The sequence below is a fragment of the Delftia sp. SD018 genome (assembly GCF_017355445.1).
Taxonomy (GTDB): domain Bacteria; phylum Pseudomonadota; class Gammaproteobacteria; order Burkholderiales; family Burkholderiaceae_C; genus Comamonas; species Comamonas acidovorans.
Window position 1 is genome coordinate 1 of sequence record NZ_JADDRN010000018.1, and the last position, 23,810, is coordinate 23,810.

General features: G+C 65.5%; 16 protein-coding genes. 9 read left to right on the plus strand and 7 right to left on the minus strand.

The genetic code is table 11. The annotated features are described in order from the left end of the window. Positions 1-33 precede the first annotated feature (33 nt). The 5 genes from fdhE to INR38_RS17970 all read right to left on the minus strand — a co-directional run bounded on the left by fdhE (position 34) and on the right by INR38_RS17970 (position 7,371). Complete coding sequence (gene fdhE, locus INR38_RS17950) at positions 34-1,008, minus strand: formate dehydrogenase accessory protein FdhE (RefSeq protein WP_013802663.1); 975 nt, start codon at positions 1,006-1,008, stop codon at positions 34-36. A gap of 212 nt (positions 1,009-1,220) precedes the next feature. Beyond that, positions 1,221-1,847 carry a formate dehydrogenase subunit gamma gene (locus INR38_RS17955; protein WP_012205324.1) on the minus strand — a complete coding sequence of 209 codons (627 nt, stop codon included), beginning with the start codon at positions 1,845-1,847 and terminating at the stop codon, positions 1,221-1,223. Further along, positions 1,844-2,773 carry a formate dehydrogenase subunit beta gene (fdxH, locus tag INR38_RS17960; protein ID WP_012205325.1) on the minus strand — a complete coding sequence of 310 codons (930 nt, stop codon included), beginning with the start codon at positions 2,771-2,773 and terminating at the stop codon, positions 1,844-1,846. Before fdxH ends, INR38_RS17955 begins: the two co-directional genes overlap by 4 nt. Before the next feature lie 10 nt (positions 2,774-2,783). Beyond that, positions 2,784-5,849 carry a formate dehydrogenase-N subunit alpha gene (fdnG, locus tag INR38_RS17965; protein ID WP_080518199.1) on the minus strand — a complete coding sequence of 1,022 codons (3,066 nt, stop codon included), beginning with the start codon at positions 5,847-5,849 and terminating at the stop codon, positions 2,784-2,786. A gap of 358 nt (positions 5,850-6,207) precedes the next feature. Then, entirely contained in the window at positions 6,208-7,371 is a 1,164-nt protein-coding gene (locus INR38_RS17970) for an AI-2E family transporter (RefSeq protein WP_034393000.1), read from the minus strand. A 231-nt stretch (positions 7,372-7,602) separates the two neighbouring features. Between INR38_RS17970 and INR38_RS17975 the strand changes: the two genes are divergently transcribed. The 6 genes from INR38_RS17975 (at position 7,603) to INR38_RS18000 (ending at position 15,669) form a co-directional block, all read left to right on the plus strand. Next, positions 7,603-10,482 (plus strand): 2-oxoglutarate dehydrogenase E1 component, encoded by a 2,880-nt coding sequence (locus tag INR38_RS17975; RefSeq protein WP_034393004.1) that lies wholly within the window; start codon positions 7,603-7,605, stop codon positions 10,480-10,482. 54 nt (positions 10,483-10,536) lie between these two features. Then, positions 10,537-11,802, plus strand: coding sequence for a 2-oxoglutarate dehydrogenase complex dihydrolipoyllysine-residue succinyltransferase (gene odhB, locus INR38_RS17980; RefSeq protein ID WP_013802659.1), 1,266 nt, complete (start codon positions 10,537-10,539; stop codon positions 11,800-11,802). Between the two features lie 14 nt (positions 11,803-11,816). After that, positions 11,817-12,275, plus strand: coding sequence for a hypothetical protein (locus INR38_RS17985; protein WP_207442642.1), 459 nt, complete (start codon positions 11,817-11,819; stop codon positions 12,273-12,275). Beyond that, entirely contained in the window at positions 12,272-13,699 is a 1,428-nt protein-coding gene (gene lpdA / locus INR38_RS17990) for a dihydrolipoyl dehydrogenase (RefSeq protein WP_013802658.1), read from the plus strand. The genes INR38_RS17985 and lpdA overlap by 4 nt, the downstream gene beginning before the upstream one ends. Before the next feature lie 97 nt (positions 13,700-13,796). Beyond that, the gene (gene zapE / locus INR38_RS17995; protein ID WP_013802657.1) at positions 13,797-14,900 is read left to right on the plus strand and encodes a cell division protein ZapE; all 1,104 of its coding nucleotides are present in this window, start codon (positions 13,797-13,799) and stop codon (positions 14,898-14,900) included. Between the two features lie 40 nt (positions 14,901-14,940). Beyond that, the gene (locus tag INR38_RS18000) at positions 14,941-15,669 is read left to right on the plus strand and encodes a hypothetical protein (RefSeq protein WP_199960817.1); all 729 of its coding nucleotides are present in this window, start codon (positions 14,941-14,943) and stop codon (positions 15,667-15,669) included. Between the two features lie 9 nt (positions 15,670-15,678). Here INR38_RS18000 and INR38_RS18005 read toward each other — a convergent pair whose 3' ends face one another. Continuing rightward, the gene (locus INR38_RS18005) at positions 15,679-16,449 is read right to left on the minus strand and encodes a protein phosphatase 2C domain-containing protein (RefSeq protein WP_012205334.1); all 771 of its coding nucleotides are present in this window, start codon (positions 16,447-16,449) and stop codon (positions 15,679-15,681) included. Between the two features lie 136 nt (positions 16,450-16,585). On the opposite strand from INR38_RS18005, the gene INR38_RS18010 reads away from it, so the two are divergent. Further along, positions 16,586-18,766 carry an ATP-dependent DNA helicase gene (locus INR38_RS18010; protein WP_207442641.1) on the plus strand — a complete coding sequence of 727 codons (2,181 nt, stop codon included), beginning with the start codon at positions 16,586-16,588 and terminating at the stop codon, positions 18,764-18,766. On the opposite strand, the gene INR38_RS18015 is transcribed toward INR38_RS18010, so the two are convergent. Next, positions 18,729-19,520: an outer membrane protein assembly factor BamD gene (locus INR38_RS18015; protein WP_012205336.1), complete on the minus strand. Its 792-nt coding sequence runs from the start codon at positions 19,518-19,520 to the stop codon at positions 18,729-18,731. The genes INR38_RS18010 and INR38_RS18015 overlap by 38 nt on opposite strands. Positions 19,521-19,732: 212 nt before the next feature. Here INR38_RS18015 and dnaE point away from each other — a divergent pair, with 212 nt between their 5' ends. Together dnaE and clpS are read left to right on the plus strand one after the other, a co-directional pair. Continuing rightward, on the plus strand, positions 19,733-23,266 hold the full coding sequence (dnaE, locus tag INR38_RS18020; protein ID WP_207442640.1) for a DNA polymerase III subunit alpha: 3,534 nt from the start codon (positions 19,733-19,735) through the stop codon (positions 23,264-23,266). A gap of 133 nt (positions 23,267-23,399) precedes the next feature. Beyond that, positions 23,400-23,777: an ATP-dependent Clp protease adapter ClpS gene (clpS, locus tag INR38_RS18025; protein ID WP_012205338.1), complete on the plus strand. Its 378-nt coding sequence runs from the start codon at positions 23,400-23,402 to the stop codon at positions 23,775-23,777. Positions 23,778-23,810: the final 33 nt, after the last annotated feature.

Consider the following 23,810-nt stretch of genomic DNA (forward strand, 5'->3'; position numbering starts at 1 on the left):
GGGCGGCGGTATCGGTCATGGCGTGCGAAAGGGTCAGGCAGCAGGCGTGGCGGGGTCGATCAGCGCGTCGCCGGCCTCATCCTGCTCCTCGGCAAAGGCCACGTAGAGCAGGGGATTGGCGCTGGCGCGCTGAAAGCGCGTCTCCTCGCCCATCAGCAGGTCCAGCATCAGCGAGGCCAGGTCGTCGGCCAGGGGCTCGGCCATCGGGTCCTTTTCCTGGTTGACCACCTTGCGGTAGCTGCCGCATTCCTCGCAGGTCTCGGCCAGCACGGTATCGCCTGCGCCATCGATGCCCTGGTACTCGACGCCCTTGGTCGACTCGCAGTGGGAGCACTTGACGCGCACCATGTGCCACTCCGTGCAGCAGGTGCCGCAGTGCAGGTAGCGGTGGCCCGCCGCCTTGCCGCCGATGCGCAGCACGCTGGCCACGGGCTCGCTGGCGCAGACGGGACAGATCGAGGCGGGATCGGTGTAGGGCACGTCGCGTGCGCTCAGGCCGCTGGCGCGCGTGGCAAACACCACCTGCAGCGCAGCCATCACAAAAGGCGCCATGCCCACGTGGCGGGCCGCCACTTCCTTTTGCAGCAGCCGCTGCGCGATCTCGTCACGCCCGGCCGTGTCCAGCGCGCGCAGCTCCTGCAGCAGCGGCTGCAGCGGCGCAGGCAGGCCATCGGCGCCCGACAGGGCATCGAGCATGCGGTCCAGCACGCCGTGCCAGGCGGGATCGATATGGTCGGCGGCAGGCAGCAGCGGCATCGAATGCTCCTGCGCCCGCGCGATCAGCGCCGCATCGGGCTCGGCCAGCGTCAACTGCCCGGCCGCCTTGCCCTGCGCGTCCACGATCTGCGCCACGAACCGCAGGTAATCGGCAATCGGATTACCCTCGGCCAGCTGCCGCAGCCGCGCCGCCCGCTCGACGAACAGCCCCGGCAACTGCGGCAGCAGCACGCGCGGAAAACTGGTGTGATCCAGCGACTCGATATCGCCAGGTTGAAGAATGCGTTGCATTGGAATGTTCCAAAAAGACAATCGCCCAGCGTCCAGGGACGCCGGGCGGCTGGTGGCTTCAGGCGAAAGGCTAACACGGGGTTCCGCATTGTCCTTGGCCTATGAAACCGGCGTGCCCCAGAGCAGGGGCACCGAGGAAGGGCCGCCCCGCACCGAGGGTGCCGTCCCCCCCGCGAAGCGAGAGGGGGAAGCGGCGCAGCCGCTCAGGGGGCTCAGTCGTTATCCCCGGTCATCTTGCGATACCACCCCCGGTGATGCTGCTTGGCCCAGGCCCGCGTCACCGTGCCGTACAGCATGGCGCGGATGGTGCCCCGGGTCCAGATGGCCGCGTACACGTGCATGATGATCAGGCCGATCATCCACACGCCCGCAATGGCATGCACCACCGAGGCGGCGCGCACCACGTTGACGGGCAGCGTCCACCAGGCGCGCCACATGAGCGCGCCGGTCACGGTGATCGCCAGCATGCCGATGACCAGGCCCCAGAACAGCAGCTTCTGGCCGCCGTTGTACTTGCCCTGCTCGGGCATGTCGTGGTCGTCGCCGTCGATCATCTTGTTGACGTTCTTGAGCCACTCGATGTCGCGCGGCTCGACCACGTTCAGGCGCCAGAAGCGCAGCGCCATGATGATGAAGAACAGCGCCATCACCACCCCGATGTAGGGGTGCAGGATGCGCGTCCACGGCCCGCCGCCGAACAGCTGCGTGAGCGGGAAGAAGGCCGGGTGGAAGAACGCCAGGCCCGACAGCGCCAGCAGGATGAAGCAGATGCCGACCACCCAGTGGTTGGCACGCTCCGATGCGTTGTAGCGCACCAGGTCACGTGGGTTGCGTTTCATCGGCGGGCCTCCTTTTCAGCGGCTTCCTGGTCCTTGCGGTCCATTTCGTCTTCCAGTTCCTTGGACACGTCGTTCGGGCCCTTGGTGATGTAGTGAAACAGGCTGCCGACGGCAGCTGCGCCCAGCGCGGCCATGGCCAGCGGCTTGGCAACGCCCTTCCACAGGGACACCATGGGGCTGATCTTCGGGTCGTCGGGCAGGCCCTTGTACAGCGAAGGCTTGTCCGCGTGATGCAGCACGTACATCACATGGGTGCCGCCCACGCCCTGCGGGTCATAGAGGCCCGCCTCGGCATAGCCGCGCCGCTTGAGGTCGCCGATGCGGTGCTCGGCCTGGTCCTTCATCGCCTCCTTGGTGCCAAACATGATGGCGCCGGTGGGGCAGGTCTTGACACAGGCAGGCTCGCGGCCGACGGCCACGCGGTCCGAGCACAGCGTGCACTTGTAGGCCTTGTGGTCCTTCTTGGAGATACGCGGGATGTTGAACGGGCAGCCCGTGACGCAGTAGCCGCAGCCCACGCACTGGTCCTGCTGGAAGTCCACGATGCCGTTGCTGTACTGCACGATGGCGCCCGGCGAGGGGCAGGCCTTCAGGCAGCCCGGGTCCTCGCAGTGCATGCAGCCGTCCTTGCGGATCAGCCACTCCAGGTTGCCGGTCGCTTCGTTCTCGTACTCGGTAAAGCGCATGACGGTCCACGACTGATCGGTCAGATCGGTCGGGTTGTCATAGACGCCGGCCGCGCAGGTGCCGATTTCGTCGCGCAGGTCGTTCCACTCCATGCAGGCGGTCTGGCAGGCCTTACACCCGATGCACTTGGAGACATCGATGAGCTTGGCCACCTCGCCGCTGTGCGTTTCGCGCGCACTGGGGGCAGGCGTCGTCGTGGCCGAGCGACGCTTGATATCGAGAGACATGGTTGATGACATCAGCTGCTCCTTAAACCTTTTCCACCTTCACGAGGAAGGTCTTGGATTCCGGGGTAAGGCTGTTGCCATCGCCCACCGATGCCGTCAGGTTGTTGGCCATGTAGCCCTTGCGGCCCGTCGACGAGAAGCCCCAGTGAATGGGCACGCCCACGTGGTGGATGGTCTTGCCATCGATCTTCATGGGCTTGATGCGCTTGGTCACCACGGCTGCGGCCTTGACGAAGCCGCGCTTGGAGCTGACCTTCACATGCTGGCCGGTCTCGATGCCCAGTTCCTTGGCCAGCGCCTCGCCGATTTCCACGAACTGCTCGGGCTGAACGATGTTGTTCAGCTGAACGTGCTTGGTCCAATAGTGGAAGTGCTCGGTCAGGCGGTACGTCGTGCCCACGTGCGGGAACTCGCTGGGCGAGCCCGCCGAATCCTTGACGGAGTCGAAGATCCGCGTGGCCGGGTTGATGACCGCCAGCTTGTTGTCGGGATACATGGGGTTGTATCCCAGCGGGTTGTCAAAGGCCTCGTAGTGGGTGGGGAACGGTCCCTCGTTCATGCCCTTGCGGGCGAAGAAGCGCGCCACGCCCTCGGGGTTCATGATGAACGGATCGGTGGTCTCCGGCGGCATGGTCGGGCCCATGTCGGGCACGTCGGCACCGCCCCAGGCCTTGCCGTTCCAGCGGATCAGCGTGCGCTTGGGATCGAACGGCTGGCCGTTGCGGTCGCAGGAGGCGCGGTTGTAGAGCACGCGGCGGTTGGCCGGCCAGGCCCAGGCCCAGTTCAGCGTGTTGCCTATGCCCGTGGGGTCGCTGTTGTCGCGCCGGGCCATCTGGTTGCCGGACGAGGTCCAGCAGCCTGCCCAGATCCAGCAGCCGCCCATCGTCGTGCCGTCGTCGCGCATCTCGCCGAAGCCGGCCAGCTGCTCGCCGGCCTTGCGGATGAGCTTGGTCGGGTCCTTGGGGTCGAACAGGTCCACCAGGGCGCGGCCGTTGTACTCCTTGGCGATCTCTTCCGAGGTCGGATGATCGGCATGGGCATAGGGCCACCACAGCTTGGTGATCGGCTCGGGGAACTTGCCGCCGTCCTTCTCATAGGCCTGCTTCAGGCGCAGGTGCAGGGCCGACATGATGGCAATGTCGGTCTTGGCCTCGCCCGGGGGCTCGGCCGCCTTCCAGTGCCACTGCAGCACGCGCGAGGAGCTGACGACGGCGCCGTCTTCCTCGGCAAAGCAGGTCGTGGGCAGGCGGAACACCTCGGTCTGGATCGATGCCGGATCCACGTCGTTGAACTCGCCGTGGTTCTGCCAGAACTCCGATGTCTCGGTGACCAGCGGGTCCATGATCACCAGGAACTTCAGCTTCTTGAGGCCTTCGCGCACATTGTTGCTGTTCGCAAGGGCCGCCAGCGGGTTGAAGCCCTGGGCGATGTAGCCGTTGATCTTGCCCTGCGCCATCAGGTCGAACACCTGCAGCATGTCGTACTGCCTGTCCAGCTTGGGCAGGTAGTTGAAGGCCCAGTTGTTCTCGGCCGTGGCCGCCGGTCCCCACCAGGCCTTCATCAGGCTCACGTGGAACTTGGGCGTGTTCGACCAGTAGTTCATCTGGCCCGGGCGCATGGCCTTGGGCGTGCGCGCGTCGATGTACTTCTGGTAGTCCTGCTCGCCTTCGTTGGGCAGCGTCAGGTAGCCGGGCAGCGAGGCCGACAGGATGCCCAGGTCCGTCAGGCCCTGGATGTTGGAGTGCCCGCGCAGCGCGTTCATGCCGCCACCGGCCACGCCGATATTGCCCAGCAGCAGCTGGACCATGGCGCCCGTGCGCAGGATCTGCGCGCCCGTGGTGTGCTGTGTCCAGCCCAGTGCGTACAGGATGGTCGCGACGCGACCCGGCACGGCGGTCGATGCCAGCTTCTCGCACACGTGCAGGAATTTTTCCTTGGGCGTGCCGCAGGCGCTCTCCACCTTCTCGGGTGTGTAGCTGGCGTAGTGGCGCTTGAGCCATTGGTACACGCAGCGCGGATGCTGCAGGCTGGCGTCCACCTTCACGTAGCCGTCGGCGTCGAGCTCATAGTCCCAGCTGGACTTGTCGTATTTGCGTGTCTGCGGGTCGTAGCCCGAGAAGATGCCTTCGTCGAACGCAAACTCCTCCTTCACGATGTACGAGAAGTCGGTGTAGTTCCTCACGTATTCGTGATGGATCTTGTCGTTCGTCAGCAGATAGTTGATCACGCCACCCAGGAACACGATGTCCGAGCCCGACCGGATGGGGGCATAGAAATCGGCCACGGAGGCGGAGCGGTTGAAGCGCGGATCGACCACCATGAAGTGCGCACCGTTGTGCTCCTTCGCTTCGGTCACCCACTTGAAACCGCAGGGATGTGCTTCAGCGGCATTGCCGCCCATGATCAGGATAACGTCCGCGTTCTTGATGTCGACCCAATGGTTCGTCATCGCTCCACGGCCAAACGTCGGGGCAAGACCTGCCACCGTCGGGCCGTGTCAGACACGTGCTTGGTTATCGAGTGCGAGCAGGCCCCAGGAACGGGCAACCTTGTGTGTGACGTAACCGGCTTCGTTGCTGGAGGCCGAGGCGGCCAGCATGCCGGTGGTCAGCCAGCGGTTCACCGTCTGGCCCTTGTCGTTTTGCTCGACGAAGTTCGCGTCGCGATCGTCCTTGAGCAGCTTGGTGATGCGCGTCAGCGCCTCGTCCCAGGACATGCGCTTCCACTCGTTGGAGCCGGGGGCGCGGTACTCGGGGTATTTCAGGCGGTGCGGGCTGTGGACGAAGTCCAGCAGTGAGGCGCCCTTGGGGCACAGCGTGCCGCGGTTGACGGGGTGGTCCGGATCGCCCTCGACGTGGATCACCGACAGCTTGGCGTTCTTGGCGCCGTCGCTCAGCGAATACATCAGGATGCCGCAGCCTACCGAGCAGTAGGTACAGGTCTGGCGGGTGACCGTGGTGGCGGCCAGCTTGAACTGGCGCACTTCAGCCAGGGCGGCAGTGGGCGAGAAGCCCATCAACGCCAGGCTGGATCCGGCCAGAGTCGAACCAGTCACTTTCATGAACTGGCGTCTGGAGAATTGGACCATGTGGGGTACCTTCTAATAGAAATTGACGCTTGTAAGCAAATTCTACGAGTGCACCCCGGAATCAATCCGGGAAATAACCCTTAATCCTGAGTCGGCCTGTGCGGCATTCGCGCGCAAGCTCCACGCCAGGCCTTGCTGCGCGGGGCTTGCCAGGGCGCCGCCCGGCGGGATCATCAGTTGAAATGATTATCTGGATTCAGGGCTTCGGACATTTTGTTTTATATCAATCCGCCATTCATTGAGTGGATGAATGAGGTCGATGGATCCAGGCTATTGCGCGAATGCGATCCATTTGCACCCATTGAATGCCTGAAAATGGATTTCCGGCCCCCGTCCAGAGGGAGGGGCCGGAGCAGGCTCAGCGTGCCGGCGGGCGCGGATCCTGCGGTGCTTGCTTGAGGTCCATATCATCCGATGTCTGATATTCAGCATGCGCCAAACCTGCCTGGGCAAGTTGGCGGCGCTTTTCCTCATCCTGCACTTGCATGCGCGAGAACATGTCCCAGATCGCCATGAACAGGGCCGCGATCACGGGGCCTATCACAAAACCCGTCAGTCCGAAGAGAGCCATGCCGCCCAGCGTCGAGATCAGCACGATGTAGTCGGGCATCTTCGTGTCCTTGCCCACCAGCAAGGGGCGCAGCACGTTGTCCACCAGTCCGATCACCAGCACGCCGTAGGCGATCAGGATCAGACCCTTGCCCATGGCGCCGGTGGCCAGGAAGTAGATGGCCACAGGGGCCCAGATCAGGCCGGCGCCCACGGCGGGCAGCAGCGACAGGAAGGCCATCACCACGCCCCACAGCACGGGCCCCTGGATGCCCAGAATCCAGAAGATCAGCCCGCCCAGCGCGCCCTGGGCGGCCGCCACGGCCAGGTTCCCCTTGACGGTGGCACGGATCACGGTGGTGAACTTGCTCGACAGTTCGGCCTTGTGGTCGGCCTGCAGCGGAATCGCCATGCGGATGCGCTGGGTCAGGTCACGGCCGTCGCGCAGCAGGAAGAACAGCAGGTACAGCATCACGCAAAAGCCCACCAGGAAGCCGAACGTGTTCTGCCCTATGCCCAGCGCCTTGGTGGCGGCCAGCTTGGATGCCTGCATGGCGATGCTGGACAGCTTGTCCTGCAGCTCGGCCAGCGAGCCCAGGTGCAACCTCTCCAGCCAGGGTGTGACCCAGGAGGGCAGGGCGTCCATGATCTGTTGCAGATAGGTGCCCGCGTCCAGGTTGCCGCTGTTGACGCGCTCATAGATCAACGAGGCCTCGCGCACCAGGGAGGCGCCGATCAGCGCCAGCGGCAGGATGGCCACGACCAGGCACAGCAGCAGGGTGGACAGGGCGGCGAGATTGGTGCGCCGGGGCATGCGCGCCAGCAGGCGCCGGTGCAGCGGCGAGAACAGGATGGCCAGGGCGACGCCCCAGAAGATGGCCCCCATGAATTCCCAGAGCACGGCACCGAAGCCTATGGTCGCCGCGATCAGCAGCAGCATGAAAGTGCGTTTGTGTAAGGGCAGCAGGTTCATCTGTCGGTCCGTTCGGAAGATGCGCCAATGTACGCGACTGCGGGAACTCCCGGAGGGTCCAGGTAATCGCTTGGTAACTGCCCTGCTGCGATGTTTGAACGGTGGCACAATGGCGGTCGCAACCAGGCCCTTCCCCAGCCACAGTCGCATCCGCCAATCGGTACAGCCGTGTCGCGGAAGGTTCTACAAACCAGCTAATGCCTCCTTCAGGGAGGCGGAGGTCAGCGCAATATGAGCGATCAGACGTCGGTCTACCAAGCCTATCAAGGCAATACTTACCTCTTCGGCGGCAATGCCCCTTACGTCGAAGAAATGTACGAGAACTACCTGGCCAACCCCGGTAGCGTGCCGGATTCCTGGCGCGAGTACTTTGATGCACTGCAACATGTGCCCGCAGTCGACGGCACGGACTCCAAGGACGTTCCGCACCAGCCCGTCATCAACGCTTTCGCCGAGCGCGCCAAGCAAGGCGGCACCAAGGTGGTCGTGGCCTCCGGCGCCGACTCCGAGCTGGGCCGCAAGCGCACCGCCGTCCAGCAGCTGATCGCCGCCTACCGCAATGTCGGCGCACGCTGGGCCGATCTCGATCCCCTCAAGCGCACCGAGCGCCCCGAAATTCCCGAGCTGGAGCCGTCGTTCTACGGCTTCACCGATGCCGACCAGGAAACGGTGTTCAACACGAGCAACACCTTCTTCGGCAAGGAAAGCATGTCGCTGCGCGAGCTGATGAACGCGCTGCGCGAGACCTACTGCGGCACCCTGGGCACCGAGTACATGTATGCCACCGACCAGACGCAAAAGCGCTGGTGGCAGCAAAAGCTGGAAACCAGCCGTACCAAGCCCAGCTTTGACGCCAACCAGAAAAAGCGCATCCTCGACCGCCTGACGGCTGCCGAAGGCCTGGAACGCTACCTGCACACCAAGTACGTCGGCCAAAAGCGCTTCTCGCTGGAAGGTGGCGAAAGCTTCATCGTCGCCATGGACGAGCTGATCAACGCTGCCGGCCAGAAGGGCGTGCAGGAAGTCGTGATCGGCATGGCCCACCGCGGCCGCCTGAACGTGCTGGTCAACACCCTGGGCAAGATGCCCAAGGACCTGTTCGCCGAGTTCGATCACACCGCTCCCGAAGATCTGCCCTCGGGTGACGTGAAGTACCACCAGGGCTTCAGCTCCGATGTGTCCACCGCTGGCGGCCCTGTCCACCTGTCGCTGGCCTTCAATCCCTCGCACCTGGAAATCGTCAACCCCGTGGTCGAAGGCTCGGTGCGCTCGCGCATGGACCGCCGCGACGACCCGCACGGCAAGCAAGTGCTGCCCGTGCTGGTGCACGGCGATGCCGCCTTTGCCGGCCAGGGCGTGAACCAGGAAACCCTGGCGCTGGCCCAGACCCGTGGCTACACCACGGGCGGTACGGTGCACATCATCATCAACAACCAGATCGGCTTCACCACGTCCGATCCGCGCGATACCCGCTCCACGCTGTACTGCACCGACATCGTCAAGATGATCGAGTCGCCCGTGCTGCACGTGAACGGCGACGATCCGGAAGCCGTGGCACTGGCCGTGCAGCTGGCGCTGGAATTCCGCATGGAATTCTCCAAGGACGTGGTCGTGGACATCGTCTGCTTCCGCAAGCTGGGCCACAACGAGCAGGACACGCCTGCCCTGACCCAGCCGCTGATGTACAAGAAGATCGGCGCCCACCCCGGCACCCGCAAGCTGTACGCCGACAAGCTGGCCACGCAAGGCCTGGGCGAATCGCTGGGCGACGACATGGCCAAGGCCTACCGCGCCGCCATGGACGAAGGCCGCCACACCGTGGACCCGGTGCTGACGAACTTCAAGAGCAAGTACGCCGTGGACTGGAGCCCGTTCCTGGGCAAGACCTGGACCGACGCTGGCGACACTGCCATCCCGCTGACCGAATGGAAGCGCCTGGCCGAACGCATCACCACCATCCCCGAGACCGTGACCCCGCACGCGCTGGTCAAGAAGGTCTATGACGACCGCGCAGCCATGGGCCGCGGCGATGTCAACGTGGACTGGGGCATGGGCGAGCACATGGCCTTCGCATCGCTGGTCGCATCGGGCTACCCCGTGCGCCTGTCGGGCGAGGACTGCGGCCGCGGCACCTTCACCCACCGCCACTCGGTCATCCATGACCAAAAGCGTGAAAAGTGGAGCGAAGGCACCTACATTCCGCTGCAGAACGTGGCCGACAGCCAGGCTCCGTTCACCGTCATCGACTCCATCCTGTCCGAAGAGGCCGTGCTGGGCTTCGAGTACGGCTACGCGTCGAACGATCCCAACACCCTGGTGATCTGGGAAGCCCAGTTCGGCGACTTCGCCAACGGCGCCCAGGTGGTGATCGACCAGTTCATCGCCTCCGGTGAAGTCAAGTGGGGCCGCATCAACGGCCTGACGCTGATGCTGCCGCACGGCTATGAAGGCCAGGGCCCCGAGCACAGCTCGGCACGCCTGGAGCGCTTCATGCAGCTGGCCGCCGACGCCAACATGCAGATCGTGCAGCCCACCACGGCCAGCCAGATCTTCCACGTGCTGCGTCGCCAGATGGTGCGCCCGCTGCGCAAGCCGCTGGTCATCATGACGCCCAAGTCGCTGCTGCGTAACAAGGATGCTACCTCGCCGCTGTCCGAGTTCACCAGCGGTGGTTTCCAGACCGTGATCCCCGAGCAGGACGAAGCCGTCGTGAAGAACGCGGCCAAGGTCAAGCGCGTGATCGCATGCTCGGGCAAGGTCTACTACGACCTGGTCAAGAAGCGCGCCGAGAAGGAAAGCAAGGACGTCGCCATCATCCGCGTCGAACAGCTGTACCCCTTCCCGCACAAGGCCTTCGCCGCTGAACTCAAGAAGTTCGGCAACGCCACCGAGATCGTCTGGTGCCAGGACGAGCCGCAGAACCAGGGCGCCTGGTTCTTCGTGCAGCACTACATCCACGAGAACATGCTCGATGGCCAGAAGCTGGGCTACTCCGGCCGCGCTGCCTCGGCATCGCCCGCCGTGGGTTACGCACACCTGCACCAGGAGCAGCAAAAGGCCCTGGTGGAAGGCGCGTTCTCCAAGCTCAAGGGTTTTGTCCTGAACAAGTAAGGCAGCCCCCACCCGCTACGTATCAGTACAGAACACTTTTGGAAAGAATCACAAATGGCTATCGTTGAAGTCAAAGTTCCCCAGCTGTCCGAGTCCATCGCTGAGGCCACCATGCTGACCTGGAAGAAGAAGGCCGGCGAAGCGGTTGCAATCGATGAGATCCTCATCGAAATCGAAACCGACAAGGTCGTGCTCGAAGTGCCCGCACCCGCCGCTGGCGTGCTGGCCGAGATCGTGCAAGGTGACGGCGCCACCGTGGTGGCCGAGCAGCTGATCGCCAAGATCGACACCGAAGGCGTGGCCGGCGTGGCCGCTGCCGCTCCTGCCGCAGCCGCCGCTCCCGCTGCCGCAGCGCCTGCTGCTGCTCCCGCCGCTGCTGCTGCCACTGGCGGCAGCAAGGGCGATGTCGCCATGCCCGCCGCTGCCAAGCTGCTGGCCGAGAACAACCTGTCGGCCGCCAACGTGGCTGGCTCCGGCAAGGATGGCCGCGTGACCAAGGGCGACGCCCTGGCCGCCGTCAAGGGCGGCGTGCAGTCCACGGCTGCCGTCATCCCCACCGGCGTGCCCACCAAGGCGCTGCCCCAGGTGTCGGCTCCCGCTGCCAAGGAAGACCTCAGCGGCCGTCCCGAGCAGCGCGTGCCCATGAGCCGCCTGCGTGCCCGTGTGGCCGAGCGCCTGCTGCAGTCGCAGTCCACCAACGCCATCCTGACCACGTTCAACGAAGTGAACATGGCCCCGGTGATGGATCTGCGCAAGAAGTTCCAGGATGCCTTCACCAAGGAACACGGCACCAAGCTGGGCTTCATGTCCTTCTTCGTCAAGGCGGCAGTGCACGCCCTGAAGAAGTACCCCGTGCTCAATGCTTCCGTGGACGGCAACGACATCGTCTACCACGGCTACTTCGACATCGGTATCGCCGTGGGTTCGCCCCGTGGCCTGGTGGTGCCCATCCTGCGCAATGCAGACCAGATGAGCTTCGCCGACATCGAAAAGAAGATTGCCGAATTCGGCAAGAAGGCGGCAGACGGCAAGCTGGGCATTGAAGACATGACCGGCGGCACCTTCTCCATCTCCAACGGTGGCACCTTCGGCTCGATGATGTCCACCCCCATCATCAACCCGCCCCAGTCGGCCATCCTGGGCGTGCACGCCACCAAGGACCGCGCCATGGTCGAGAACGGCCAGGTCGTGGTCCGCCCGATGAACTATCTGGCCATGTCCTATGACCACCGCATCATCGACGGCCGCGAAGCCGTGCTGGGCCTGGTGGCCATGAAGGACGCGCTGGAAGATCCTTCGCGCCTGCTGTTCGACCTGTAAATCGAAGAGAAGACATGCTGCAGACTGCCATGGCAACTGTGGCATCGGCACTGCTGCTTGCATCGTGCGGGACGTTCCGTCCAACGGTGCAGCCAGCGCAGGCTCGACTGATCGGCGACTACCGGATGGACTGCCAGTCCATTCGTGCGTCTGCCGAGATGGCGCCTGCACTGCAGCAGGCCTGTGAAAATCAAGCTGGCAAACCCAGCGTCAGGATCAGGCAGGATGATTCTGGCAATTGGAGCGTATTGGACCTCGCCGGTCTGCCTCTTTCGCCCCATGGAGAGTGGAAACTGACGGTCGATGAAGGCAATGCCTGCATCAACGCACCGTTTCTTGCCGTGTGCAGGGTTTCCTTGAACACCCCGGTTTTCAAAAATCTGAACGCTGGTGTTCCGATTTCCTCCAGCACGGGGTACGTCCTTTTGACTCAGGGGCTGATCGCCGATTTGATAAAGGTAGAAGACAAATGAGCAAGCAATTCGACGTCATCGTCATCGGCGCGGGCCCTGGTGGCTACATCGCCGCCATCCGTGCCGCACAACTGGGCTTCAACGTGGCCTGTATCGACGAATGGAAGAACGCCGCGGGCGGCGCCGCTCCGGGCGGCACCTGCACCAACGTGGGCTGCATTCCCTCCAAGGCCCTGCTGCAGTCGTCCGAGCACTTCGAGCACGCCAATCTGCACTTTGCCGACCATGGCATCTCCACCGGCAAGGTCGAGATGGACGTGGCCAAGATGATCGCCCGCAAGGATGCGGTCGTGAAGCAGAACAACGACGGCATCCTGTACCTGTTCAAGAAGAACAAGGTCACCTTCTTCCACGGCCGTGGCTCGTTCGTCAAGGCGGTCGAGGGCGGCTACGAGATCAAGGTTGCCGGCAAGGAAGAGGAAGTGCTGACGGGCAAGCAGATCGTGGTCGCCACGGGCTCCAGCGCCCGCGCGCTGCCCGGCGTGCCCTTCGATGAAGAGAACATCCTGTCCAACGACGGCGCCCTGCGCCTGGGCAAGGCCCCCAAGAAGCTGGCCCTGATCGGCGCTGGCGTGATCGGCCTGGAAATGGGCTCGGTCTGGCGCCGCCTGGGCACGGAAGTGGTCGTGCTCGAAGGCATGGACAAGTTCCTGTCCGCCGTGGACGAGCAGATCGCCAAGGAAGCCAAGAAGGCGTTCGACAAGCAGGGCCTGAAGATCGAGCTGGGCGTGAAGATCGGCGAAATCAAGAGCGGCAAGAAGGGCGTGTCCATCGCCTACACCAACGCCAAGGGTGAAGCCCAGGCGCTGGAGGCCGACAAGCTGATCATCTCCATCGGCCGCACCGCCAACACGGCCGGCCTCAATGCCGAGGCCGTGGGCCTGGCACTGGACGAGCGCGGCTGCGTCGTGGTCGATGACGACTGCAAGACCAGCCTGCCCGGCGTCTGGGCCGTGGGCGACGTGGTGCGCGGCCCGATGCTGGCGCACAAGGCAGAGGAAGAGGCCGTGGCCGTGGCCGAGCGCATTGCCGGCCAGCATGGCCATGTGAACTTCGGCACCATTCCCTGGGTGATCTACACCAGCCCCGAAATCGCATGGGTGGGCCGCACCGAGCAGCAACTGAAGGAGCAGGGCGTCAAGTACAAGGCTGGCACCTTCCCCTTCCTGGCCAACGGCCGTGCGCGCGCCCTGGGCGACACCACGGGCATGGTCAAGTTCCTGGCCGATGCCGAGACCGACGAAATCCTGGGCGTGCACATGGTCGGCCCCATGGTCTCGGAGCTGATCTCCGAAGCCGTGGTCGCCATGGAGTTCAAGGCATCGAGCGAAGACATCGCCCGCATCTGCCATGCCCACCCCTCGCTGTCCGAGGCCACCAAGGAAGCGGCCCTCGCCGTTGACAAGCGCACTCTGAATTTCTGAGTGCCAGGCTAGCCATCTAGCCCAAGCCAAAGACCTGAAAGCGCTTGCCCTGCAAGCGTTTTCAGCTTCTGAATACATAGCGAATGGTTGATGCTGCATGAGCGTTTCAGTGCGAGAGGCCTACGAGGCCGAACTGGTAGCCAAGGGCTTTCACAGTGATCCTGCGCAGTTGCGCGCCGTCGAGGCGCTGCAGCGCTGTGCCGACGACTGGGCGGTCTACCGCCAGCGCCGCTCCAACGCCTTCAAGAAGCTCATCAACCATCCCGAGATTCCCCGCGGCGTCTACATGTACGGCGGGGTGGGGCGCGGCAAGAGCTTTCTCATGGACTGCTTCTTCAACGCCGTGCCGCTCAGGCGCAAGGTGCGCCTGCATTTCCACGAATTCATGCGCGAGGTCCACCGCGAGCTTGCCGTGCTGCAGGGCACGCAGAACCCGCTGGACGTGCTGGGTGCCCGCATCTCCAAGAAGTACAAGCTGATCTGCTTCGACGAATTCCACGTGGCCGACATCACGGACGCGATGATCCTGCACCGGCTGCTGGTCTCGCTGTTCGCCAACGGCGTGGGCTTTGTCACCACCTCCAACTTCAAGCCCGACGAGCTGTATCCGGGCGGCCTGCACCGCGACCGCATCCTGCCGGCCATCGACCTGCTCAACGAGCGCATGGAAGTCGTCAACGTGGACAACGGCACGGACTACCGCCGCCGCACGCTGGAAAACGCCCGGCTCTATCACACGCCCCTGGGTGCACAGGCCGATGCGGCCATGACCGAAACCTTCGACAAGCTGGCCGAAGTCAAGGACGAAGACCCGGTGCTGCACATCGAGGCGCGCGAGATCCGTGCGCGCCGCCGCGCCGGTGGCGTGGTCTGGTTCGACTTCCGCGAGCTGTGCGGCGGCCCGCGCTCGCAGAACGACTACCTGGAGATCGCAAGCCAGTTCCACACCGTGCTGCTGTCCGACGTGCCCTATATGCCGGTCAACATGGCATCGCCCGCGCGGCGCTTCACCTGGCTGGTGGACGTGCTGTACGACCGCAGGGTCAAGCTGGTCATCTCGGCCGCCGTGCCGCCCGAGCAGCTTTACACTGAGGGCCCGCTGGCCCATGAGTTCCCCCGTACCGTATCGCGCCTGAACGAGATGCAGTCCAAGGAATTCCTGGCGCTGGAGCGCCGTGTGGTGGACACCAGCCTGACCTGAGGCCGGTCCCGGCCGCTGGCGTCGTTTGCCGGACCTGTACATGCTGAAACTGCCTACCTCTGCTTTCGCCCTTTTGAAGAAACTGCCCGCTCCCCTGGGCGCTGCGCTGGCCTGCCTTGTGCTGGCCGGCCCGGCCATGGCTGCGGAGGCTGGCGCGGATAGCGATGCCGATGCGCGGCAGGAGCGCGCCCAGGCTGCAAAGCAGGTCCAGGCCGAGCGCAAGGCCGCACGCGCCGAGATCGCGGCCCAGCGTGCCGTCATCGACAGGCGGCGCACGGCCCTGGAGTCCGAGTGCTACCAGCGCTTTGCCGTGGAAGACTGCCTCAGGCAGGCGCGCGAGGAGGCCCGCGAGCAGGACAAGCCACTGCGCGAACGCGAGCTGCAGATCAACGACGAGGAGCGCAAGGAGCGCGCCGCCCAGCGCCTTGAGGATATCGAGGCCAAGAAGGCCCAGAAGGCCGCCTCGTCCATGCAAGCCAAGGAGCGGCCACCGGCCGCCCAGCGCGACACCCAGGCCATCAGGGCCCAGCGTGCCCAGGACGCACAGCAGCGCGCAGCCCAGCAGGCCAGCCACCAGCGTGATCGCCAGGCGCAGATCGAGCAGCGCCAGTCTGCGCAGGAGCAGGAGCGGCGAGCTGCCGCCCGCGCCCAGTTCGAGGCCAAGCAAAAAGAGGCTGCCGAGCGCAAGGCCCGCGCCGCCGATGCCGCCCGTGATCGCGGCCCGCAGGCAGCGCCACTGCCTGCGCCTCCCGCGCCTGCGGCGCCCTGAGTCCGGTGGTCAGGCCGTCACCGGCTCCAGTGCCTCGAGCTTGAGCACCACCAGCGACAGGTTGTCACCACCGCCCTGGGCGCGCACGCGTGCCTTGTCGATCAGGAATTCCGTGGCCTCGCGCGGCGTGAGCGCGTTGAGCACGGTGCCCAGCTCCTCCGCCGTGTAGTAGTGCCAGACACCGTCGCTGCAGGCCATGAGCGTGGTGCCCGGATGCACGTGCTCGATCACGTGGTGGCTCATGGGCGGCTCGGCCTCGGTGCCCAGGCAGCCCAGCAGGATGTTGGACTTGGGGTGCACATGGGCCTCGAATTCGGTGAGTTCTCCCCTGTCCACCAGGGACTGGACGTAGGAGTGGTCCTTGGTGCGGTGGACCATGGTCGCGCCCTGGTAGTGGTAGATGCGCGAATCGCCCGAATGCACCCAGTGGCAGCGGCCCTGGGGCAGCAGCACGAAGGCGGCAATGGTGCTGTGCGGCTCCTGCTCGGCCGAGATGGCCGTCAGCCGGATCACCATGTGCGACTCGTGGACGATGCTCTCCAGCAGCGCCGTGCAGTCCTCCTTGCCCGGCTCGAAGCGCTCGAACAGCTGGCGCGCCGTGAGCATGACCTGGTCGGAGGCCTTGCGCCCGCCACTGCGCCCGCCCATGCCGTCGGCCAGCACGCCCAGCAGGCAGCCGTGTACATAGGGGTGGGCCATGAGCATCACCTGGTCTTGCTGGTATTGCCTGTCACCGCGATGGATGCCTGTGGCGGCTTGGAGTCGGTACGCTGGCTGCATGGTCTCTGGTTTGGTGGGCTCTTGGGGCGGTGGATGGGCACACCAATGTCATGGCGCATATTATCGGAGCACCGTCCCCGGCGCTGGCCCGCCGCACCCCGGCGGCGCTCTCTTTTTCAACAAACGGACCCGCCCTTTGCATTCCCTGACCGCCGCCGTGCAGGCGGCCTTCGCGCCGCAAGGCCTGCTATCGCGCGCCGAGGCGCTGTTCCTGCCGCGTGAGGGGCAGACCCGCATGGCCCTGGCCGTGGCCCAGGCCATCGAGCAGCGCCAGACCCTGGTGGTCGAGGCCGGCACGGGCGTGGGCAAGACCTATGCCTACCTGGTGCCGGCCCTGCTCAGCGGCCAGCGCGTGCTGGTGTCCACGGCCACGCGCGCGCTGCAGGATCAGCTGTATGCCCGCGATCTGCCGCGCCTCGTTGCCGCGCTGGGAATGCCGCTGCGCATGGCGCGCCTCAAGGGCCGCAGTGCCTACCTGTGCATGGAGCGGCTGGAGCGCGTGCGCCAGGGCCGCACGGCGCCCCAGGACCCGCAGGTGCTGCGCAGCGTGGCCCTGGTCGAGCGATGGGCACGCACCACGCGCACGGGCGACCTGGGCGAGTTGCCCTCGCTGGACGAGCGCTCGCCCGCGCTGCCCCTGGTCACTTCCACACGCGACAACTGCCTGGGTTCCGACTGCCCGCATTGGCAGGACTGCCATGTCAACGTGGCCCGCCGCGCTGCGCTGGAGGCCGATGTGGTGGTCATCAACCACCACCTCATGTTTGCCGACCTGGATGTGCGCGAGTCGGGCGTGGCCCAGTTGCTGCCCAGCGTGGGCGTGGTCGTGGTGGACGAGGCCCACCAGCTCAACGACACCGGCGTGCAGTTCGCGGGCCAGAGCCTGTCGGGCCAGCAACTGACGGGCTATGCCCGCGATGTGCTGCGCGCCGGCCAGGAACTGGCGCGCGGCATGGCCGACTGGATGCAGCTTTCGGCACGTGTGGAGCAGGCCTTGCGCGAGCTGCGCCTGGCGGCAGGCAAGCCCCCGGCGGGCGGGCGCCTGCCCTGGCAGGGCGTGACGCCGCAGGGGCTGGACGCGCAGCGCTGGCGCACCGCCCTGGTCACACTGGGGCGCAGCCTGCGGGCACTGCTGGAGCCGCTGGTGCAACTGCAGGTCAGCGACCCCGAACTGCGCAGGCTGTTCGAGCGCGGCAACGAGCTGCTGCGGCGCCTGGCCACCTTTGCCGCAGCCGCCGTGCAGGACACGGTGCGCTGGCTGGAGCTGGGCAGCCAGCAGATGCGCATGCTGGAGTCTCCGCTGACCATTGCGCACATCATGCGCACGCGGCTGCTGGGGTTGACGCAGGAGCAGGAGGGATTGGAAGACCAGGAGCGAGAGGATGCACAGCCCGAGCCAGAGCCAGAGCCACAAGAACAGGAAGAAGGCGCGCCCGCGCCCGTTCACGAAGCTGCAGGCCTGCCTCGGCAGCCCTCGGGCACCGCGTGGATCTTCACCTCGGCCACGCTGGGTGACGACGAGCGCCTGAGCTGGTTTACCGAGCCCTGCGGCCTGCGCGAGGCCCAGGTGCTGCGCGTGGACAGTCCCTTTGACTATGCGCGGCAGGCAGCGCTTTACGTGCCCCGGCCCTTCGCCCAGGCCGGCAGTGCCACGCACAGCACCGAGGTGGCGCGCCTGGCGCTGGATGCTGCCCAGCGCCTGGGCGGGCGCACGCTGGTGCTGACGACCACGCTGCGGGCGCTGCACGCCATAGGCGATGCGCTGCAGCAGTCGCTGGGGCTGTTTGGTGAACTCGATGTGCTGGTCCAGGGGCAGGCGCCCAAGCTGGCCTTGATCGAGCGCTTTATTGCGGCCGGAGAAGGCAGGGAAGGCACGGGGGCGAGCCCGGGGCGGGGCTGCATTCTCGTGGCCTCGGCCACTTTCTGGGAGGGGGTGGACCTGCCGGGCGATGCGCTGCAGCTGGTGGTCATCGACAAGCTGCCGTTTCCGCCGCCCGACGATCCGCTGGTCGAGGCGCGTTCGCGCAGTCTGGAGTCCGTGGGGCGTCAGGCCTTTGCCGACTACATGCTGCCCGAGGCCGCCATGGCGCTCAAGCAGGGCGCTGGCCGCCTGATCCGGCGTGAGACGGATCGCGGCGTGCTCGTGGTCTGTGATTCCCGGTTGGCCACCATGGGTTACGGGCGGCGGCTGCGTGCCGCGCTGCCGCCCATGCGGACTCTGGTGGACGAGGCGGCCTTTGTTCAGGCCCTGCAGGCGCTGGCGCAGCCTGCGCCGCAGATCACCACAGCTTCCACCACGACTTCTGCTTTGCCGTGAGGTCCTGGTCGGACTCCTGGCCGTAGGAGGCGGTCAGCACGCGTTGCGCGTCGTCGCGCAACTGCGTCATGCCCAGGGCGTCGTATGAATTCACCAGGATCTGCATGGCCTCGCGCACGGCGGGCACGCCCTGGTAGTCCTTGACGGCCGTCTGCGCGCGCGCGATGGCGGCCACGTAGGCGCCGCGTCCGTAGTAGTAGCGGGCCACATGCACTTCGTACTGCGCCAGCGAGTTGACGATGTACTGCATGCGCAGCCGCGAATCCTCGGCGTAGCGCGACTCGGGAAAGCGCGTCACCAGCTCGCGGAAGGACTCGAACGAGTCCTTGGCGGCCTTTTGGTCACGCTCGGACAGATCCTGGCGCGACAGCCAGGAGAACATGCCCAGGTTGTCATTGAAGTTGACCAGGCCCTTCAGGTAGAGGGCGTAGTCGGTGGCGGGGCTGGCCGGATGCAGCTTCAGGAAGCGGTCCAGCGTGGCGGTGGCCTGGATCTTGTCGCCACTCTTGTACTGGGCATAGGCCTTGTCGAGCTGGGCCTGCTGGGCCAGGGGCGTGCCGGCGGCACGGCCTTCGAGCTTCTCGAACAGCGGAACGGCCTTGTCGAACGCGCCGGAGGCGGCTTCGTCGCGGGCCTCGGTATAGATGCGGTCCGGGGTCCACTTGGCAGTAGGGTCTTGCTGCGTACTGGAGCAGGCTGTCAGAACGCCTGCGACCAGCATGGCGGGAACGATGGACAGGGGAATACGCTGCATGGTGGACGTTTCTCGGGCAATCGAAGGGCAGTGAGAGGGTTGGCGGGCAGGGACGCGGGCCGCGCTGAGGGGCCGCACAAAGCCTGATTTTCCCGCAACCGGGCCGAAGCATTGTAACGGCCTGCGATGCCCGCCCCGCAGGCGGGGGCGGCGGCAAAGGCATGGCCGTGAACGGGTCCCGGCCTTGCGGAGCTTTCTACAATGGCGCCCATATGTTTGTCCATTTGCGCCTGCACACCGAATTCTCCGTCGTGGACGGAACCAACCGCATCAATGCCATCGTCAAGGCCGCCGCCGAGGATGGGCAGGTCGCACTGGCCGTCACAGACTTCAACAACCTGTTTGGCGGCGTCAAGTTCTACCGCGAAGGGCGGGCCAAGGGCGTCAAGCCCGTGCTGGGCGCGGAAATCCAGATCGAAGGCGAGAACGGCGCCGCCGTCTCGCGCATCATCGTGCTGGTGCAAAGCCCGCTGGGCTACCACAACCTGTCCGAACTGCTGGCCCGTGGCTGGACCCGCAACGTGGTCAAGGGCCAGGCCGTGCACACCTGGGCCTGGCTGCAGGAGCTGGGCGAGGGGCTGATCGTGCTGGCCGGTGCCCAGGCCGGCCCCGTGGGCCAGGCGCTGATGCGCGGCGACGAGTCCGGCGCAGCCGCCGTGGCCCAGCGGCTGGCAGGCATGTTCCCGCACCGCTTCTTCATCGAACTGCAGCGCGCCGGCCGCCAGGACGATGAGGCGCACGTGCTGGCTGCCGTGCAACTGGCCGAGCGGCTGAACCTGCCCGTGGTGGCCACGCACCCCATCCAGTTCTTCGGCCCCGACGACTACGAGTCCCACGAAGCGCGCGTGTGCATCGCCGAGGGTGAGATCCTGGCCAACCCCAAGCGCGTGCGCCGCTTCACGCGCGACCAGCATTTCAAGACCGCCGCGCAGATGCAGGCGCTGTTCGCCGACATTCCCAGCGCCATTGCCAACACCGTGGAAATCGCGCGCCGCTGCAGCCTGACCCTGGTGCTGGGCAAGCCGCAGCTGCCCAATTTCCCCGTGCCTGACGGCATGACCATGGACGAGTTCTTCCGCAGCGAATCCTTCAACGGCCTGGAAGACCGCCTGACCCATCTGTATCCCGATCCCGCCAAGCGCGAGGCGCAGCGCCCGCGCTACGTGGAACGGCTGGAATTTGAGATCGGCACCATCCTCAAGATGGGCTTTCCGGGCTACTTCCTCATCGTGGGCGACTTCATCAAGTGGGCCAAGCTCAACGGCTGCCCCGTGGGGCCGGGCCGCGGATCGGGAGCGGGCTCGCTGGTGGCCTACGTGCTCAAGATCACGGACCTGGACCCGCTGGAGTACAACCTGCTGTTCGAGCGCTTCCTGAACCCCGAGCGCGTGTCCATGCCCGACTTCGACGTGGACTTCTGCCAGGCCAACCGCGACCGCGTCATCGACTATGTGAAGCAGCTCTACGGCCGCGACGCCGTCAGCCAGATCGCCACCTTCGGCACCATGGCCGCGCGCGCGGCCATCCGCGACGTGGGCCGCGTGCTGGACATGAGCTACACCTTCTGCGACGGCATCTCCAAGCTCATTCCCAACAAGCCGGGCCTGCACGTCACGCTCAAATACCCGCCCAATCCGAAGAAGGAGGGCGACAAGTACACCTACGCCATCGAGGCCGAGCCCATGCTGGCCGAGCGCATCGAAAAAGAAGAAGACGTCAAGACCCTGATCGAAATGGCCCAGAAGCTCGAAGGCATGACTCGCAACATCGGCATGCACGCGGGCGGCGTGGTGATCGCTCCGGGCAAGCTCGCCGACTTCTGCCCGCTGTACCAGCAGCCGGGCAGCGACTCGGCCGTGGCCATGTACGACAAGGACGATGTGGAGGCTGTGGGCCTGGTGAAGTTCGACTTTCTGGGCCTGGCCACGCTGACCATCCTGGAGATCGCGCGCGAGTTCATCATCAAGCGCCACAAGGGCCAGGAGAACTTCGCCTTCGAGAACATCCCGCTGGACGATGCGCGCACCTACCACCTGTTCTCCGAGGGCAAGACCGAAGCCGTGTTCCAGTTTGAATCGCGCGGCATGCAGGGCATGCTGCGCGACGCCAAGCCCAGCCGCCTGGAAGACCTGATCGCACTGAACGCGCTGTACCGCCCGGGCCCCATGGACCTGATCCCCAGTTTCGTCGCGCGCAAGCACGGCAAGGAAGTGGTGGAGTACCCGCACCCGCTGGTCGAGCAGGTGCTGGCCGAGACCTACGGCATCATGGTCTACCAGGAGCAGGTGATGCAGACCGCCCAGGTGCTGGGCGGCTACTCGCTGGGCGGCGCCGACCTCTTGCGCCGAGCCATGGGCAAGAAGAAGGTCGAGGAAATGGTCATGCACCGCGGGATCTTCCGCGAGGGCGCGGCCAAGCAGGGCATCAGCGAGGAAAAGGCCGACGAGGTCTTCGACCTGATGGAGAAGTTCGCGGGCTACGGCTTCAACAAGTCGCACGCCGCCGCCTACTCGCTGCTGGCCTACCACACGGCCTGGCTCAAGGTGCACTACACGGCCGAGTTCTACTGCGGGAACATGACCGTGGAAATGGACAACACCGACAAGCTCAAGGTGTTGTACGAAGACGCGCTCAAGATGGGCATCAGCTTCGAGCCGCCGGATGTCAACCGCGGCATGTACCGTTTCGAGCCCGTCACCGACAAGGTCATCCGCTACGGCCTGGGCGCCATCAAGGGCACGGGCCAGCAGGCCATCGAGGCCATCGTTGCGGCGCGCGAAGGCCGCGGCGTGGGGCCGCGCGGTGCCGACAAGGGTCCTTTCAAGAGCCTGGCCGACTTCTGCGTGCGCGTGGACCGCACGCGCCTGAACAAGCGCACGCTGGAAGCCCTGATCAAGGGCGGCGCCTTCGACGCCATCGAGCTCAACCGGGCGTCGCTGGTGGCCTCCATCGACCATGCCTTCGAGTTCGGCAACAAGACGCTGGCCAATGCCAATCAGGGCGGCCTGTTCGACATGATGGGCGATGACGCCGTGGGCTCCAGCACCCAGGAGCCGCCGCTGGTCGAGGCACTGCCCTGGGGCGTGAAGGAGCGGCTGACCCAGGAAAAGACGGCGGTGGGCTTCTACCTCTCGGGCCACCTGTTCGACGAGGTCGAGAAAGAGGTGCGCCGCTTCGTGCGCACGCCCCTGGCCGAGCTGCGCGACAGCCGCGAGCCCCAGACGCTGGCCGGCATCATCAGCGACTTCCGCGCCATCAATGGCCAGCGCGGGCGGCTGGGCCTGTTCAAGATCGACGATGGCTCGGGCGTGATCGAGGCCTCGGTGGACGAGAACACGCTCAACACCTACCGCGAACTGCTCAAGGACGATGAATTCGTTGTCATCACCGGGCGCCTGCAGCTGGACCATTTCAGCGGCGGCCTGCGCATGAAGGCCCAGCAGCTGTGGAATCTGGCAGACGCGCGCTGCCGTTTTGCGCGCTACCTGCAGGTCAGCGTGGGCGAGAAGATGCCTGACGTGCTTGGCCTGCTGCGCCAGTTCCCCGCCGTGGTGGAGCAGGGTGAGCACGGCGAGCTGCAGCGCGGCATGAAAGTGCGCCTGGGGCTGGTCTGCGAGGACGAGCGCGGCTCGGCCAGCTGCGAGCTGGCGCTGGGCGATTCCAGCCGCTTCTATCCCAGCGATGCGGCCCTAGCGGCCTGGTACGCCCAGGCCGGCAGTGCCCAAGTCAAGGTGGTCTACGAATAACCCGCAAGGTGGCGCAGCGCCCGATGGCGGCGAGCAGGCACTGCTTTGGTGCGTGCTTGCCGGCCCGGGCGGGCACCGCGCTTGAATTCTTCAGGCATGCCTCGCATATCCCTTCCGGAAAACAGTGGCTCCGATGGCTAGAATGATTTTCATGGCAACCCAACCCCCTTCGATCCCTCCTGCCATCCCTACAGTGCGGCCCGTGTCCGACGATGACGGTGCCGTGGTGCTGGAGCGGCGACGCCAGCGCGTCCAGCCGCCGCAGATGTACCAGGTCGTGATGCTCAACGATGACTTCACGCCCATGGAATTCGTCATCATCGTCCTGCAGGAACTCTTCGGTAAGGACCGCGAAACGGCCACCCAGATCATGCTCAAGATCCATCTGGATGGCCGCGGCGTCTGCGGCGTGTACTCGCGCGACGTGGCGGCCACCAAGGTCGAACAGGTGCTGCAGGCGGCCCAGAAGGCAGGCCATCCGTTGCAGGCGATGTTCGAGCCTGTTGAATAAACCCGGGCCGCCCTGATTTATGGTTGCAGTCAA

Excerpts from the sequence above, each read along its gene's own strand:
- INR38_RS17970 (WP_034393000.1), bottom strand. The coding sequence starts at position 7,371 with ATGAACCTGCTGCCCTTACACAAACGCACTTTCATGCTGCTGCTGATC.
- INR38_RS18005 (WP_012205334.1), bottom strand. The coding sequence starts at position 16,449 with ATGCAGCCAGCGTACCGACTCCAAGCCGCCACAGGCATCCATCGCGGT.
- INR38_RS17975 (WP_034393004.1), top strand. The coding sequence starts at position 7,603 with ATGAGCGATCAGACGTCGGTCTACCAAGCCTATCAAGGCAATACTTAC.
- zapE (WP_013802657.1), top strand. The coding sequence starts at position 13,797 with ATGAGCGTTTCAGTGCGAGAGGCCTACGAGGCCGAACTGGTAGCCAAG.
- fdhE (WP_013802663.1), bottom strand. The coding sequence starts at position 1,008 with ATGCAACGCATTCTTCAACCTGGCGATATCGAGTCGCTGGATCACACC.
- INR38_RS18015 (WP_012205336.1), bottom strand. The coding sequence starts at position 19,520 with ATGCAGCGTATTCCCCTGTCCATCGTTCCCGCCATGCTGGTCGCAGGC.
- dnaE (WP_207442640.1), top strand. The coding sequence starts at position 19,733 with ATGTTTGTCCATTTGCGCCTGCACACCGAATTCTCCGTCGTGGACGGA.
- fdxH (WP_012205325.1), bottom strand. The coding sequence starts at position 2,773 with ATGTCATCAACCATGTCTCTCGATATCAAGCGTCGCTCGGCCACGACG.
- INR38_RS18000 (WP_199960817.1), top strand. The coding sequence starts at position 14,941 with ATGCTGAAACTGCCTACCTCTGCTTTCGCCCTTTTGAAGAAACTGCCC.
- INR38_RS17985 (WP_207442642.1), top strand. The coding sequence starts at position 11,817 with ATGCTGCAGACTGCCATGGCAACTGTGGCATCGGCACTGCTGCTTGCA.
- clpS (WP_012205338.1), top strand. The coding sequence starts at position 23,400 with ATGGCTAGAATGATTTTCATGGCAACCCAACCCCCTTCGATCCCTCCT.
- INR38_RS17955 (WP_012205324.1), bottom strand. The coding sequence starts at position 1,847 with ATGAAACGCAACCCACGTGACCTGGTGCGCTACAACGCATCGGAGCGT.
- lpdA (WP_013802658.1), top strand. The coding sequence starts at position 12,272 with ATGAGCAAGCAATTCGACGTCATCGTCATCGGCGCGGGCCCTGGTGGC.
- odhB (WP_013802659.1), top strand. The coding sequence starts at position 10,537 with ATGGCTATCGTTGAAGTCAAAGTTCCCCAGCTGTCCGAGTCCATCGCT.